The sequence below is a fragment of the Streptomyces sp. ASQP_92 genome, assembly GCF_025399895.1.
GTDB lineage: Bacteria > Actinomycetota > Actinomycetes > Streptomycetales > Streptomycetaceae > Streptomyces.
Genome location: NZ_JAODUA010000003.1, coordinates 217,312 through 232,215, shown reverse-complemented (window position 1 = coordinate 232,215; position 14,904 = coordinate 217,312). Strand labels below are relative to the sequence as shown.

The following is a 14,904-nucleotide window of genomic DNA, read 5'->3' as shown; positions in this document are numbered from 1 at the left end:
CAGTTCCCCGCGCCCCTGAACCCTCTCGATCCTGCGGACCCTGCTCGCTTCTCGCGCAGTTCCCCGTGCCCCTGGCTGCCCGGGTGCCGGCCCGCACCGGCCCCTCAGCCCATGCTGCTGGGCCCCCGGGAGGGGGTCGGCTAGACGTAGTCCTCCAGGCGGGCCACCGTGAAGCCCTGCTCCTGTATGTGGCGCAGCATATTGACCGTCATCTCCGTCATGGACGTGCCCTTGAGCTCCTTGGGCCCGCGGAAGTGCGCCAGGATGATGTCACCGGGGTGCAGCTTCTTGTCGCCGCGCTGGTACTGCATGTTGGTTATCTGCATCGACTCGCGCCACAGCACCACCGCCCGGACGTCGCAGGACTTGGCGGCCGCGCGCGTGTTCTCGTTCCAGTTGCCGTACGGGGGCCGGAAGAGCTCGGGCGCCTTGCCGTACTCCGTGCCCAGCTTCTTCTGCTGGGTGCATATCTCGTTCTTCTGCGCGGCCTCGCCGAGCGTGCGCAGATTGGGGTGCGAGAGCGTGTGGTTCTGTATGGAGTTGCCGAGCTCCTGGAGCGGCTTGAAGTAGCCGTAGTCGCCGCGGATGATGTCGTCGGTCAGGAACATCGTGAACGGGATCTTCAGGTCCCGCATCATCTCGACGAACTTGGGGTCCTTCTCGGCCCCGTCGTCGAACGTCACGAAGACGATCTTCTCCTTGGTGGGGATGTCACTCACCACCGGCACCTCGCCCGGCTTGCCCTTCACGGGCTTCTCGGCCGGCGGCGCGGGCGGCGCCGCGAAGGGCTTGAGCCCCCATTTGCGGTACGCGGCCCCGGCGGCCGCCGTGTCACCGGCGGGGGACGCCGTCGAGGGCTTGCCGGCAGGCGTGCCGGGCGGGGTGGACGCGGACGGGGCGCTGCCCGAGCCGCCGCCCGACGAACAGCCCGTGACCATCAGCAGACCGAGGAGAGCCGCGCCGATCGCCTTTTTACGCACGAGCCAACCCATGTCCCATTACCGCCCGTTTCCGTCATCAACTCTCTCTAGTGTGATGCCGAAAACGGTCACAGGGTTGCCTCGAACGATCACGCATGACCGGTCCGCGATGGGTTCGCGCCGGTTTCTCCACGGGTGAGCGATCAGGCGCCCGTCCGGCCGAGCGACTCGAAGCGCCAGCGATGCACCGGCCGGGCCACCAACTCCCCTTCAGGTTCCGGGAGTTCGGGCAGCTCGGCGTCGTAGGGCGCGTCCCACCAGGTGATGACGAGGACCCGGTCGCCGGGCGCGCGCAGGATCTCGCGGTCCAGCGGCGAACCGGCCACCGGACGCTCCCGCACCCAGGCGAGCAGCTCCTCGCCGCGCCCCTCGGCGGCCCGGGCCTCCCACATCAGCGCGACGGTCATGAGTACAGGTTCTTCTTGCTGACCTCGTGCACATGGTCGTGGTCATGCCCGTGGTCATGTCCGTGGCCGTGCGCCTCGCCCGGTACGTGCGGCTCGGTCACCGGCAGCGAGGAGTCCGCCGACAGCTCCAGGTCGGAGGCGGGCCGGTTCCTGGCCACCATCTCCGCGCCCAGGGCCGCGACCATCGCGCCGTTGTCGGTGCACAGTCCGGGCCGGGGCACCCGCAGCCGGATGCCGGCCCGCTCGCAGCGCTCCTGGGCGAGCGCGCGCAGCCGGGAGTTGGCGGCGACGCCGCCGCCGATCATCAGGTGGTCGACGCCCTCGTCCTTGCAGGCGCGTACGGCCTTGCGGGTCAGGACGTCCACCACGGCCTCCTGGAAGGACGCGGCCACATCGCGCACCGGCACCTCCTCGCCCGCCGTGCGCTTGGCCTCGATCCAGCGGGCAACGGCGGTCTTCAGGCCGGAGAAGGAGAAGTCGTACACCGGGTCGCGCGAACCGGTCAGGCCGCGCGGGAACGCGATCGCGTTCGGGTCGCCCTCCTTGGCGAGCCGGTCGATGACCGGGCCACCGGGGAAGCCGAGGTTCAGCACCCGGGCGATCTTGTCGAAGGCCTCGCCCGCCGCGTCGTCGATGGTGGCGCCCATGGGGCGGACGTCGGCGGTGATGTCGGGGGCGAGCAGCAGCGAGGAGTGGCCGCCGGACACCAGCAGCGCCATCGTCGGCTCGGGCAGCGGCCCGTGCTCCAACTGGTCGACGCAGATGTGCGAGGCGAGGTGGTTGACCCCGTAGAGCGGCTTGTTCAGGGCGTACGCGTACGCCTTGGCGGCCGAGACGCCCACGAGCAGCGCGCCCGCGAGCCCGGGCCCGGCGGTGACCGCGATGCCGTCGAGGTCGCGCGCGGAGATCCCGGCGGTCTTCAGGGCGCGCTCGATGGTCGGCACCATCGCTTCGAGGTGGGCCCGGGAGGCGATCTCGGGGACCACGCCGCCGAACCGGGCGTGGGTGTCCACGCTGGAGGCCACGGCATCGGCGAGCAGCGTCGTCCCGCGCACGATGCCGACGCCGGTCTCGTCGCAGGAGGTCTCGATGCCCAGTACGAGCGGTTCGTCAGCCATCAGTCAGTCTCTTCTGTTCCTTGGACGTATTCCTGGACGGTCAGTCGCATCACGAGCGCGTCGACGTTGCCCGGCTGGTAGTAACCGCGCCGGAAGCCGATGGGCTCGAAACCGAAGCGCTCGTACAGCTTCTGGGCCCGGGTGTTGTCCACGCGCACTTCGAGCAGGACCTCGTCGCACTCGAAGGCGGTGGCGTGCTTGAGGAGGTCGGTCAGCAGCCGGGCGCCGAGGCCGGTGCCCCACTGGTCGCGGGCGGCGGCGATGGTCTGGACGTCGGCGAGCTCACCGGCCGCGGCGAGCCCGGCGTAGCCGACGAGCCGCGCCCGGCCGTTCTCGAAGGACTCGGCCACCACATAGCGGCGGGTGGCGCCGGGCCCGCGCGCGTGGGCGAGCTCGGACCAGAACATCCCCGCCGACCAGGCGTCCTCGGGGAACAGTTCGTGTTCGAGGTCGAGCACGGGCGCGATGTCCCACCAGCGCATCTCGCGCAGTACGGCCCCGGTCGCCGGGGCGGCGGCCCCCGCCGCGTCGGCACCTGTCACTCCGGCCCCGGTCACTTCGGGGTGACCACCTTGTAGTTCTTGGGCACCTGCGCGTCCGGCCGGCGCAGATACAGAGGCGTCGGCGGCAGGAACTCCGAGCCCGCGGCGAGCTTCTCGGCGGCCAGGGCCGCGAGCGCTCCGGCCGACTGGTGCTCGGGGCCGCGCGCGAGCGGGAAGGAGTCCGGGTAGAGCACGGCACCCTGGCCGACGACGGGCAGGCCGCTCAGCTCGTCCGCGATGTCGGCGGGCCGGTCGACGCCGGGCTCGCCCGCGCGGGTGCGGAAGTCGTCGTAGCGGGCCCAGTAGACCTCCTTGCGGCGGGCGTCCGTGGCGACCACGAACGGCTCCTCGATGCCGGAGGCGTAGGCGAGTCCGTCCAGGGTGCACAGTCCGTGGACGGGCACGCCGAGCACCGAGCCGAAGGTGGCGGCGGTGACCAGGCCGACCCGGAGTCCGGTGTAGGGGCCGGGGCCGACGCCGACGACCAGGTCCGTCACGGCGGCGAGGTCCAGGCCGGCCTCGGCGAGCACCCGGTCGACGGCGGGCAGCAGCAGCTCCCCGTGCCGGCGGGCGTCGACCTGACGGGACTCGGCGACGACGGAGGTGCCGTCGTGCAGGGCGACGGTGACGGCGGGGGTGGCGGTATCAACGGCGAGCAAGAGCACGCGAACAGCCTACGACCAAGCCGGCGGGGGCACGGCGTCCAGCCCGAACCGTCACCTGCTGCTACCGTCAGCCGCAGGTATGACCGTAGACATGCACGTACGTACGAAAGGGGAAGCCCAGGTGGCAAGGAGCAGCACGGGATTCGTGGCCGGGCTCACCGCGGCCGCTCTCGCGGTGGTCGGCTTCCTCGCCTATCAGGCCTCGGCGAGCGCGCCCCCGGCCGCCGACCTCGCGGCCCCCGGCGCCATCGCCTCCCCGTCGTCGAAGCCGTCGAACCTGCCGCCCGCGGGCTCGCCCGCGAACAAGCCGGACCTCACGGTGCCGGCCAACTCGGGCACCGGTGTCCGGGTCGTGTACGCGCTGGGCGCGAAGCGGGTGTGGCTGGTCGGCGTGGCCAAGACGCCGAGGACCTTCGAGGTCGTGCCGTCCTCGATCAACCCCAAGCCCGGCACGTACAGCGTGCTCTCGCGGACCGGCAACAAGATCACCGGCTCGGACGGGGTGGCGGTCGACCACGTCGTGCGGTTCGCCAGCAACGAGAACGTGGCGATCGGTTTCAGCTCGGCGGTGGACGGCTCGATGACGAGTCCCAAGACGGCCAAGAAGACCGGCGGCATCCGGATGTCGCGCGCGGACGGCGACGCGATGTGGGCGTTCGCGACCCGCAACTCCAAGGTCGTCGTCGTCCCGTAGCCGCGGCGCGCGGGCACCGGGCCGGAGTCCACATCCACCCGAGAGGGTTACGCGGCGTCCTTGCGCGCGTCACCCTCGTCGGCACTCGGGGCACTCTCGCGCGGCGGCGTCGACACGGCGCTGGCCGCGGCGCACGAGGCGAGCAGATCGCGTACCGACACCCCGAGCGGCACCGGGACGCCCCGCGGGGCCTGTGGCTTCGCTTCGCGTTCCGGCACGGTCATGGCAGCCTCCTGAGGCGGCGGAAGAAGGCGCGGTTAGGTAGACCTAACCAGGTCTCTGTCTCCATGTGACCACGCCTGGTGCGACCGGCGCAACATTTTGCCGACGTCTTGTCGGAACGTACGGCTCGCTCCAGCCGCACCCCGGCGCGCCCTCAGAGCCCCTCGACGCCCGCGCCGCTCCAGCGGGGCCCGATTCCGGTGATCGTCACCGTCCTGCGGTCGTCGTCCGTCTCGCCCACGACCCGGTCGATCACCACCTGGAGCCGGTCGTCCGAGAGCCCCTCGACCTTGCCCTCGCCCCACTCGACGACCACCACGGACTCGGGCAGCGACACATCGAGGTCGAGGTCCTCCATCTCGTCGAGGCCCCCGCCGAGCCGGTACGCGTCCACGTGCACCAGAGCGGGACCGCCGACCAGCGAGGGGTGGACGCGGGCGATGACGAAGGTGGGGGACGTCACGGCGCCGCGCACGCCGAGGCCCTCGCCGAGGCCACGGGTGAGGGTCGTCTTTCCGGCGCCGAGCTCCCCCGTGAGCATCACGAGATCGCCGGGGCGGAGCAGTTTGGCGATGCTGCGGCCCAACTCCTGCATTTCGGAAGGGGAGTTGAGCGTCAGGCGGGTGCCGGCGTCAGCCGCCGGGCTGCTGTGCGGTGCTTCCATACGTCCCAACGTTAGCGGCCTGCGGCACCGCCCCGACCCGGGCCAGGAGATCCGCGAGGCGGTCGGTGACCGTCTCGGGGTGCTCCAGCATCACCAGGTGTCCGCCGTCCGGCACGATGACCAGTTCGGCGTCGGGCAGCAGATCGGCGATGGCCTCGCTGTGCGAGCTGGGCGTGACCAGGTCGCGGTCGCCGGCCAGGACCAGGACGGGGACCTCCGCGAAGATCGCGAGCGCGGCCGTCTTGTCGTGGTCGGAGAAGGCCGGGTAGAACTCCGCGACCACGTCGATCGGGGTGCTCTCGATCATCCGCTCGGCGAACCGGGCGACCGCCGGGTCGACGTCCCGCGAGGAGAACGAGTAGCGCTTGATCATGCCCGCGAACAGGTCGGCCGTCGCCCGGCGGCCCCGCTCCACCAGCTCGGCCTGGGAGCCCAGCGCCTTGAGCACGCCCGGCAGCACCCGGCGCACCGCGTTGACCCCGGCCACCGGGAGCCCGTAGTTGACCTCGCCCAGCCTGCCCGAGGACGTTCCCACGAAGGCGACGCCGACGACACGGTCCCGGATCAGTTCGGGGTACTGGTCGGCCAGGGCCATGATCGTCATGCCGCCCATGGAGTGGCCGACGAGGACGAGCGGGCCCTGGGGCGCGGCCGCGTCGATGACCGTCTTCAGATCGCGCCCCAGCCGGTCGATGTCGACCGGGACGCCCTCGCGCTGGGACCTGCCGCGGTCCGAGCGGCCGTGGCTGCGCTGGTCCCAGTGCACCGTGCGCAGCACTCCGCGCAGGGCCGCCCGTTGGAAGTGCCAGGAGTCCTGGTTGAGGCAGTAGCCGTGCGAGAACACCACGGTGACCGGGGCCGGGACCTTGCGCCCGAAGAGCCTGCGCTTGCGCGGGGCGTTGGCGCCCGCCTCCGGCTCGACCTCGTCGCTCTCGTAGTACAGGACGGTCCCGTCGTCGGCGACCGCCTTGCCCGGCGTGCCCCGCAGCGCCCCGTACGGCCCCGACGCGTCCAGGGCGAGCCGCGCCTTCCTGCGCATCCCGCGCCCGACGGTGAGCCGCTCTATGGCGACGCCGGCCGCCGCGCCCGCCGCGACCACGCCTATCGCGGCCCCCGCGATCGAGGCCAGGCGCCATGTGCCCACCGCCGCCTGCGCCTCCTGGACCGCGGATACGACGGCGTCCCCCGTGCTGGTCTCGCTCACGTGCCGCTCCGCTCCTGCTCGTAGCCGTCTCTTACTCGTCCTCGTCCACGCGCCTACGCGTCCATGCGTCTACGCGCCTACGCGTCCTCGTCGTCCCGCTCGTGCGTATAGACGCGGGGCACCCGCGCACCGATGCGCGTCACGATCTCGTAGGCGATGGTGTCGGCCGCCCGCGCCCAGTCCTCGGCGGTCGGCTCCCCCTCGTCGCCCGGCCCGAACAGCACGGCCCGGGCGCCCGGCTCGACCGTGTCCCCCTCAAGGTCGACCACGAACTGGTCCATGGCAACGCGGCCCGCCGCGGTACGCACTTTCCCGCCCACCAGAACCGGACCGCGCCCCGAGGCGTGCCGCGGGATGCCGTCGGCGTAACCGAGCGGCACCAGGCCCAGGGTGGTCTCGCGCTCCGTGACGTAGTGGTGCCCGTAACTGACGCCGTGACCCGCCGGAACGTGCTTGCTCAGCGCGACCGAGGCGGAGAGCGTCATGACGGGCCGCAGGCCGAGCTCGCGGGCGGTGCCCAACTCGGGCGAGGGCGAGACGCCGTACATGGCGATGCCGGTGCGCACGAGGTCGTAGTGCGACTCGGGGAGGGTCAAGGTGGCCGGGGAGTTGGCGATGTGCCGCACCTCGGGGGTGACGCCCGCCTTCTCCGCGAAGCCGAGCATCTCCTCGAACGCCGTGAGCTGGGCGGCGATCGAGGGGTGGCCCGGCTCGTCGGCGCAGGCCAGGTGGGACCACAGTCCGGTGACCGTCACCTCGGGGGCGGCGAGCGCCGCGTGCACCAGTTCCGGCCAGTCGGCGGGCTGGCAGCCGTTGCGGCCGAGGCCGGTGTCGGCCTTGAGCTGGATCCTGGCCGTGCGTCCCGCGGCGCGGGCCGCCTCGGTGACCTCGCGCAGCGCCCACATCCCGCTCACCGAGACGTCGATGTCCGCCTCGATCGCCTCGCGCCAGGGGCCGCCGGGCGTCCACAGCCAGCACATCATGGGGCCCTCGATGCCGGCCGCACGCAGGGCGAGCGCCTCGTCGGGGGTGGCGGTGCCGATCCAGGCGGCGCCCGCCTGCCGCGCCGCCCGCGCGCACGGCACCGCGCCGTGCCCGTACGCGTCCGCCTTCACCACGGCCATGAGCTGCGCGCCGGACGAACGGGCGCGCAGCGTACGCACGTTGGCACGCAGCGCGCCGAGGTCGATCTCGGCGCGGGCGCGCACGGCGGGGTTCTGAGTCTTCGCGGTCATCGCGCCCAGTCTCTCAGAGCGCACGGGTACGCGGATTGTGCCGCGGACCACACCGCCCGGGCGGGCCCGGCGGCGGGCTCAGGTGCCGTCCCGGTGCCCCCACACATAGACGCCGTCGCCCTTGCGCAGGACGTCCCAGAGCTTGCGGGCGTCGGCCAGACCGAGGTTGACACAGCCCTGGCTGCCGACCGAGGTGTACACGCTGTGGTAGATGGCGTGGAAGGCCTGGCCGCCGTCGAAGAACTGGGCGTAGGGCATGGACTGGTGGTAGATCGTCGACCAGTGATTCTTGTGGCGCCAGTACACCTTGTGCCAGCCACCCCGGGTGGGCATGGAGGCCCGTCCGCTGCGGATCGGCACCGGCCCGAACACCACCTTCGTCCCGGTCTGCACCCACATCAACTGCCGCGTCAGATCCACGCACGCCACCCGCTGCGCCTTGACGGGGCACTTGTGCGCGGCGTTGGGGTTCCTACGGGCCGACAGGAACTGCATCCGCGACCAGGTGACCGGCCCCGCGAAGCCGATCGCCGGTGAAATGCCCTGCGCCTGCTGGAACGCGCGGATCGCGGCGCAGTCGGCGGCGGACTGCCTGCCGTCCACCGCGAGCCGCAGCCAGCGCTCGACCTGCCGCTGGTAGGGCCCGGTCCTGGCGGTGCAACTGCCCGGCTTCGCGGTGAGTTCGCCCTGCGGTACGTACTCGACGAGGCGGTAGGCATCCGCGGGGGCCGCGGCCGGCTCCACCGCGTCCTCGTCGGCCGCCGGCTCGTACACGAGGGGCGGCAGCACCTGGTCGGGGGTGTCCAACGGCCCCGCCTGCGCGTCCGGCGCGATGCCGGGCACGAGCACGTCGGGGTCGCCGGGGGCGGCGGGGGCGGGGGCGGGGGCCGCGGGGCGGGCGGGGGGTGGAGGTGGCGGCGTGGCCACCTGCGGTGCGGCGCCGAGTGTGAGCGCGGCCGCGAGTACGAGGCCGTAGGTGGCTCCCGCTCGACGCCTCTTAAGCTTTGGCGGCATTTGCCTTTTTTGTCCATATTCCATGGGTTCAGGGAACCTGGCGTGTTGGGCGTGTCGCGGAAGCCGCGCGGGGGTTGTCACCCGGGGGTGGGCCACCCCCGGGTGACCGGGCCCCCGCCCCGGATCCGGGGGGCGTTTTCCCACCCACCCGCCCGTGCAGCGGGGTTGGATGGTTCCGGCCCCTCCTGGGGCTCCGCCCCAGACCCCGAGGCACCTCGCCCACCCACCCGCCCGTAAGCGCAGGGTTGGAGGGTTCCGGCCCCCTGGGGCTCCGCCCCAGACCCCGTTCGCGCCTGAACGGCGCTCGTCCTCAATCGCCGGACGGGCTGAGGTTGCCCGTGCGGGCCCGCAACGAGCAGTTAAGGGGCGCGGGGAACTGCGCGACCAGCCACCTGCGGCCCGCAGACAAAGACGGGTTTCCTGGGGGCGCGGGGAACTGCGCGAAAAGCGACCACGGCCCGCAGGATCGAGAGGGGTTAGGGGCGCGGGGAACTGCGCGACCAGCCACCTGCGGCCTGCAGACGAAGACGGGGTTCAGGGGCGCAGGGGGTGGGGCGCGCTCAGGGCTGGTTTTGTCGCGGGGGGCGCCGGCCGGCCGGGGTCGCCACGTCACGCCAGACCCCGCCCACCGCCTCGGCCACCCCGAACGCCGTCACAGGCCCACCCCCCGCGGCCCGGCGCCCCGCCAGACCATGGAGATACGCCCCCACCGCCGCCGCGTCCCCCGCCCGCAACCCCGTCGCGAGCAGCGAGCCCGTCAGGCCGGACAGGACGTCACCGCTGCCGGCCGTGGCCAGCCAGGGCGTACCGGTCGGGTTGACCCGGACCGGGCCGCCCTCCGCGTCCGCGACCAGCGTGGTCGAGCCCTTCAGCAGGACGGTCGCCCCGTACCGCGAGGCCAGCTCACGCACCGAGGCGAGCCGCCCCGCCTCCACCTCCTCGCGCGCGACCCCGAGCAGCGCCGCCGCCTCCCCCGCGTGCGGGGTGAGCAGGGTGGCCGCCGAACGGGCCCGTACGACCTCGGGGTCCAGGCCGTGCAGGCCGTCCGCGTCCACCAGGGCCGGCACGTCGGATGCGAGCACCTCCTCGACGCCCGGGCCGTCGCCGAGTCCGGGGCCCACCACCCATGCCTGCACCCGACCGGCCTTCGCGGGCGAGCCGTCCGACACCAGGGTCTCGGGGAAGCGCGCGATCACCGCGTCGCCGCCGGGCCCGACGTAGCGCACCGCGCCCGCGCCGCCCCGCAGCGCCCCCGCGACCGCCAGGACCGCCGCCCCCGGATAGCGGGCCGACCCGGCGACGACCCCGACGACCCCCCGCCGGTACTTGTCGCTCTCCGCGCCCGGGGTGGGCAACAGGTCGGCCACGTCGGTGTGTTGGAGCGCCTCGACCGCCGGTACGGAGGGCAGGTCGAGGCCGATCGGGACGATGTGCACCGCGCCCGCGTACTCCCGCGCGGGGTCGATGAGCAGGCCAGGCTTGTACGCCCCGAACGTGATGGTCGCGTCCGCCCGCAGCGCCTCGCCCGGTACCTCGCCGGTGTCCGCGTCCACGCCGCTGGGCAGGTCCACGGCGACGATCAACGCGTTCGAGCCGCGGGCCGCGCGGGCCAGCGGGACGGCGTCGGGGCGCAGGCCGCCGCGGCCTCCGATGCCGACGATGCCGTCCAGTACGAGGTCGGCGGCGGCCAGTACCTCGAACGGGTCGTCGGCGACCCGGCCGCCCGCCCGCTCCAGCGCGGCGAGGCCCTCGGGGTGGGCGCGGTCGGGGTTGAGCAGGACCGCGCTGACGCCGGCGCCCCTGCGGGCCAGGCGGGCTCCGGCGTACAGGGCGTCGCCGCCGTTGTCGCCGCTGCCGACGAGCAGGACGACGCGGGCGCCGTAGACCCGGCCCAGCATGTTCGCGCAGGCGGCTGCGAGGCCGGCGGCGGCGCGCTGCATGAGCGTGCCGGGGGGTCGGTGGGCCATGAGGTCGGCCTCGGCGGCCCGAACGGTGTCGACGTCGTAGGCAGTACGCATGCCGCCCACTCTCCCCCACCCCGCCCCACCCCGAAACCCACGGCCCTCCCCTGGGGGCGCACCACCCACCCACCCGTGCAGGGGGTGGCTGGCTCCGACCCCCTGGGGCTCCGCCCCAGACCCCGAGCACCTTTGCCCACCCACCCGCCCGTAGGCCCAGGGTTGGAGGGTTCCGGGACCTCTGGGGCTCCGCCCCAGACCCCGTATCGCGCCTAAAGGGCGCTCGTCCTCAAACGCCGGACGGGCTGAGGTGCCTCGATGCCGACCGGCACCGAGCAGTTAAGGGGCGCGAGGAACTGCGCGAGAAGCGACCACGGTCCGCAGACGCGAGCGGGTTTCAGGGGCGCGGGGAACTGCGCAGAAGCGACCACGGCCCGCGGACGAAGGCAGGTTTTCAGGGGCGCGGGGAACTGCGCAAAAAGCGACCACTCCCGCAGGGTCGAGAGGGTGCCGAGTCAAGAGGGTGCAGGGGCTCAAGGAACCGCACGCCCCAGCCCCCTCCCCGAGGACGAACGAGCCCCCACCCCAGCCCCTCCGGCGTTTGAGGAGCAGGGCCCGGCCGAGGGCAGGGCGGCACCCCCGAGAAGCGAGGGCCCCTAGCCCTCCGCGATCACCACCGCCGACGCCACCCCCGCATCATGGCTGAGCGAAACATGCCAGTGCCGAACCCCCAGCTCCGCCGCCCGCGCCGCCACAGACCCCCGCACCCGAAGCCGCGGCTGCCCGCTCCCCTCCACATACACCTCCGCGTCCGTCCACAGCAGCCCCGCCGGCGCCCCCAGCGCCTTCGCGAGGGCCTCCTTCGCGGCGAAGCGGACGGCCAGCGACGCCACCCCGCGCCGTTCGCCTCCGGGGAGTATCAACTCGCTTTCCACGAACAGCCGTTGAAGCATGGCCGGGGTCCGGGCGATGGACTGCCCGAACCGTTCGATCTCCGCCACGTCGATGCCAACACCGATGATCACTGCCCACATCCCCCTGTCACTGCCGCTGCCTCACTCCACCCACCACTGACCGACTCCCCATCGCTGCCTCACTCCACCCACCACTGACCGACTCCCCATCGCTCCCGCACGCCACCCCCCAGCACCCCCCGACTCTCACTCCACTCCCGCACGCCACCCCCCAGCACCCCCCGACCCTCACTCCACCGTCACCGACTTCGCCAGGTTGCGCGGCTGATCGACCTCGTTCCCCCGGGCCGTCGCCAGCTCGCAGGCGAAGACCTGGAGCGGCACGGTCGCCACCAAGGGCTGGAGCAGCGTGGGCGTGGCGGGGATACGGATGAGGTGGTCGGCGTACGGCACCACCGCCTCGTCCCCCTCCTCCGCGATCACGATCGTGCGCGCCCCCCGGGCCCGGATCTCCTGGATGTTGGACACGATCTTGTCGTGCAGGACCGACCGCCCGCGCGGCGACGGCACCACGACGACCACCGGCAGATCCTCCTCGATCAGCGCGATCGGCCCGTGCTTGAGCTCGCCCGCCGCGAACCCCTCCGCGTGCATGTACGCCAGCTCCTTGAGCTTGAGCGCGCCTTCGAGCGCGACCGGGTAGCCCACGTGCCGGCCGAGGAAGAGCACCGTGTTCTTGGCGGCCAGCGAGCGCGCCAACTCCCGTACGGGCTCCATGGTTTCGAGCACCCGGTCGACCTCGGTGGCGATCTCCGCGAGGTCGCGCACCACGTCCCCGATCTCGTCTCCCCACTTGGTGCCGCGCACCTGGCCGAGGTACAGCGCGACGAGGTAGCAGGCCACCAGCTGGGTGAGGAACGCCTTGGTCGAGGCGACCGCCACCTCGGGGCCCGCGTGGGTGTAGAGGACCGCGTCCGACTCGCGCGGGATCGTCGAGCCGTTGGTGTTGCAGATCGCGAGGACCTTCGCGCCCTGCTCGCGGGCGTGCCGCAGCGCCATCAGGGTGTCCATGGTCTCGCCGGACTGCGAGATGGCGATGACCAGGGTGCGCTGGTCGAGGATCGGGTCGCGGTAGCGGAACTCGCTGGCCAGCTCGGTCTCGCACGGGATCCGCGTCCAGTGCTCGATCGCCAGCTTCGCGATCATGCCCGCGTGGTGGGCCGTCCCGCACGCCACGACGACGACCTTGTCGATCTCGCGCAGCACCGCGTGCGGGATCCGCAGCTCGTCCAGGGTCAGCGAGCCCGCCGCGTCGATGCGTCCGAGCAGCGTGTCGGCGACCGCCTTGGGCTGCTCGGCGATCTCCTTCAGCATGAAGTAGTCGTAGCCGCCCTTCTCGGCGGCCGAGGCGTCCCAGTCGACGTGGTACGACCGGGTCTCGGCGGGCGCGCCGTCGAAGTCGGTGACCACCACCCCGTCCCGGCGCAGCTCCACCACCTGGTCCTGGCCGAGCTCGATGGCGGAGCGGGTGTGCGCGATGAACGCGGCGACGTCGGAGGCGAGGAAGGCCTCCCCCTCGCCGACGCCCACCACGAGCGGCGAGTTGCGGCGCGCGCCCACCACCACGTCCGGCTCGTCGGCGTGCACGGCGACCAGCGTGAACGCTCCCTCCAGGCGTCGGCACACCTGCCGCATGGCCTCCGCCAGGTCCTCGGACGAGGAGTAGCACTCGGCCAGGAGGTGGGACACGACCTCGGTGTCCGTCTCGGAGGCGAGGGTGTGGCCGCGCTCGGCGAGCTCGGCCCGCAGCGCGGCGAAGTTCTCGATGATCCCGTTGTGCACGACGGCGACCCGCCCGGCGTTGTCCAGGTGCGGGTGCGCGTTGGCGTCGGTCGGGCCGCCGTGCGTGGCCCACCGGGTGTGCCCGATGCCGGTCGCCCCGGCGGGCAGGGGCGCCTCGACGAGCGCCTTCTCCAGATTGACCAGCTTGCCGGCCTTCTTCGCCGCGGCGAGCCCGCCGTCCGCGAGGACCGCGACACCGGCCGAGTCGTATCCGCGGTACTCAAGCCGCTTCAGACCCGCCACCACGACGTCGAGCGCCGACTGCCCGCCCACATAACCCACGATTCCGCACATGGCGGCAGCCTACGACCGCCACCGCCCATTTCCGCCTCACCGGGGCGCGCGCGACCCTTCATCCGTATTTCGTGGCTTACGGCAAGTGACCCACCCCACCCCCCACGCACGTCATACAGCCGCAACAATGGAGACGTGATCACCTCGCCGCCCCGGAGCGCCCACCGCAAGCCGGAGGCGACTCCCTATGTGGACCTGACGCGCGCGGAGTGGAGCGCTCTGCGCGACAAGACGCCGCTGCCGCTGACCGCCGAGGAGGTCGAGCGTCTGCGGGGACTCGGCGACGTCATCGACCTCGACGAGGTCCGTGACATCTATCTGCCGCTGTCCCGGCTGCTCAATCTCTATGTGGGCGCCACCGCCAATCTGCGCGGCACCCTCAACACCTTCCTCGGTGACGCGGGCAACGGGCACGGCACCCAGCACGGCACCCCCTTCGTCATAGGGGTGGCGGGTTCGGTGGCGGTCGGCAAGTCGACGGTGGCCCGTCTGCTCCAGGCGCTGCTGGCCCGCTGGCCCGAGCACCCGCGGGTCGAGCTCGTCACCACCGACGGCTTCCTGTACCCGATGGCCGAGCTGAAGCGCCGCGGTCTGATGTCGCGCAAGGGCTTCCCCGAGTCGTACGACCGCCGGGCCCTGACCCGGTTCGTCGCGGACATCAAGGCGGGCAAGGACGAGGTCACCGCACCCGTCTACTCGCACCTGATCTACGACATCGTGCCGGACGAACGGCTCGTGGTGCGCCGCCCCGACATCCTGATCGTGGAGGGCCTCAACGTCCTCCAGCCCGCCCTGCCCGGCCAGGACGGCCGCACCCGGGTCGGCCTCGCGGACTACTTCGACTTCAGTGTGTACGTGGACGCGCGCACCGAGGACATCGAGACCTGGTACCTCAACCGCTTCCGCAAGCTGCGCGACACCGCCTTCCAGAACCCGTTCTCGTACTTCCGCAAGTACACCCAGGTCTCCGAGGAGGAGGCGCTCGACTACGCCCGGACGACCTGGCGGACCATCAACCGGCCCAACCTGGTGGAGAATGTGGCGCCCACGCGCGGACGCGCCACGCTCGTCGTGCGCAAGGGACCGGACCACAAGATCCAGAAGATCTCCCTCCGCAAGCTCTGACGGACCCGACACCGCGCGGACTCCGG

Annotated in this window: 15 protein-coding genes; 2 read left to right on the top strand and 13 right to left on the bottom strand. The window is 72.5% G+C overall.

Going from position 1 to position 14,904, the window contains the following annotated elements; genetic code table 11:
• Window positions 1-140: 140 nt before the first annotated feature.
• The 5 genes from N4G70_RS10595 to tsaB form a co-directional block, all read right to left on the bottom strand.
• Entirely contained in the window at window positions 141-992 is an 852-nt protein-coding gene (locus N4G70_RS10595) for a polysaccharide deacetylase family protein (RefSeq protein ID WP_261712295.1), read from the bottom strand.
• Between the two features lie 131 nt (window positions 993-1,123).
• Window positions 1,124-1,387 (bottom strand): hypothetical protein, encoded by a 264-nt coding sequence (locus tag N4G70_RS10590; protein WP_261712294.1) that lies wholly within the window; start codon window positions 1,385-1,387, stop codon window positions 1,124-1,126.
• Window positions 1,384-2,508, bottom strand: coding sequence for a tRNA (adenosine(37)-N6)-threonylcarbamoyltransferase complex transferase subunit TsaD (gene tsaD / locus N4G70_RS10585; RefSeq protein WP_261712579.1), 1,125 nt, complete (start codon window positions 2,506-2,508; stop codon window positions 1,384-1,386). The genes N4G70_RS10590 and tsaD overlap by 4 nt, the downstream gene beginning before the upstream one ends.
• Window positions 2,505-2,987, bottom strand: coding sequence for a ribosomal protein S18-alanine N-acetyltransferase (gene rimI / locus N4G70_RS10580; RefSeq protein WP_120727836.1), 483 nt, complete (start codon window positions 2,985-2,987; stop codon window positions 2,505-2,507). Before rimI ends, tsaD begins: the two co-directional genes overlap by 4 nt.
• 71 nt (window positions 2,988-3,058) lie before the next feature.
• On the bottom strand, window positions 3,059-3,712 hold the full coding sequence (gene tsaB / locus N4G70_RS10575) for a tRNA (adenosine(37)-N6)-threonylcarbamoyltransferase complex dimerization subunit type 1 TsaB (RefSeq protein WP_261712293.1): 654 nt from the start codon (window positions 3,710-3,712) through the stop codon (window positions 3,059-3,061).
• Between the two features lie 145 nt (window positions 3,713-3,857).
• Between tsaB and N4G70_RS10570 the strand changes: the two genes are divergently transcribed.
• Window positions 3,858-4,406: a hypothetical protein gene (locus N4G70_RS10570; protein ID WP_399035127.1), complete on the top strand. Its 549-nt coding sequence runs from the start codon at window positions 3,858-3,860 to the stop codon at window positions 4,404-4,406.
• Window positions 4,407-4,453: 47 nt separating this feature from the next.
• Here N4G70_RS10570 and N4G70_RS10565 read toward each other — a convergent pair whose 3' ends face one another.
• From N4G70_RS10565 to glmS, 8 genes are all read right to left on the bottom strand, one after another.
• Complete coding sequence (locus N4G70_RS10565; protein ID WP_261712291.1) at window positions 4,454-4,630, bottom strand: hypothetical protein; 177 nt, start codon at window positions 4,628-4,630, stop codon at window positions 4,454-4,456.
• Between the two features lie 152 nt (window positions 4,631-4,782).
• The gene (gene tsaE / locus N4G70_RS10560; protein WP_261712290.1) at window positions 4,783-5,292 is read right to left on the bottom strand and encodes a tRNA (adenosine(37)-N6)-threonylcarbamoyltransferase complex ATPase subunit type 1 TsaE; all 510 of its coding nucleotides are present in this window, start codon (window positions 5,290-5,292) and stop codon (window positions 4,783-4,785) included.
• Entirely contained in the window at window positions 5,261-6,496 is a 1,236-nt protein-coding gene (locus tag N4G70_RS10555; RefSeq protein WP_261712289.1) for an alpha/beta fold hydrolase, read from the bottom strand. The genes tsaE and N4G70_RS10555 overlap by 32 nt, the downstream gene beginning before the upstream one ends.
• Window positions 6,497-6,573: 77 nt before the next feature.
• The gene (gene alr / locus N4G70_RS10550) at window positions 6,574-7,731 is read right to left on the bottom strand and encodes an alanine racemase (RefSeq protein WP_261712288.1); all 1,158 of its coding nucleotides are present in this window, start codon (window positions 7,729-7,731) and stop codon (window positions 6,574-6,576) included.
• 78 nt (window positions 7,732-7,809) lie between these two features.
• A complete protein-coding gene (locus tag N4G70_RS10545) occupies window positions 7,810-8,745 on the bottom strand; it encodes a L,D-transpeptidase (RefSeq protein WP_261712287.1) in 936 nt (311 codons plus the stop codon).
• A gap of 560 nt (window positions 8,746-9,305) precedes the next feature.
• Window positions 9,306-10,763 carry an NAD(P)H-hydrate dehydratase gene (locus tag N4G70_RS10540; RefSeq protein WP_261712286.1) on the bottom strand — a complete coding sequence of 486 codons (1,458 nt, stop codon included), beginning with the start codon at window positions 10,761-10,763 and terminating at the stop codon, window positions 9,306-9,308.
• 596 nt (window positions 10,764-11,359) lie between these two features.
• Window positions 11,360-11,737, bottom strand: a complete 378-nt coding sequence (locus N4G70_RS10535; RefSeq protein ID WP_261712285.1) for a holo-ACP synthase — start codon at window positions 11,735-11,737, stop codon at window positions 11,360-11,362.
• A 168-nt stretch (window positions 11,738-11,905) separates the two neighbouring features.
• Entirely contained in the window at window positions 11,906-13,753 is a 1,848-nt protein-coding gene (gene glmS, locus N4G70_RS10530) for a glutamine--fructose-6-phosphate transaminase (isomerizing) (protein WP_261712284.1), read from the bottom strand.
• A gap of 135 nt (window positions 13,754-13,888) precedes the next feature.
• On the opposite strand from glmS, the gene coaA reads away from it, so the two are divergent.
• Complete coding sequence (coaA, locus tag N4G70_RS10525) at window positions 13,889-14,878, top strand: type I pantothenate kinase (protein ID WP_261712283.1); 990 nt, start codon at window positions 13,889-13,891, stop codon at window positions 14,876-14,878.
• Window positions 14,879-14,904: the final 26 nt, after the last annotated feature.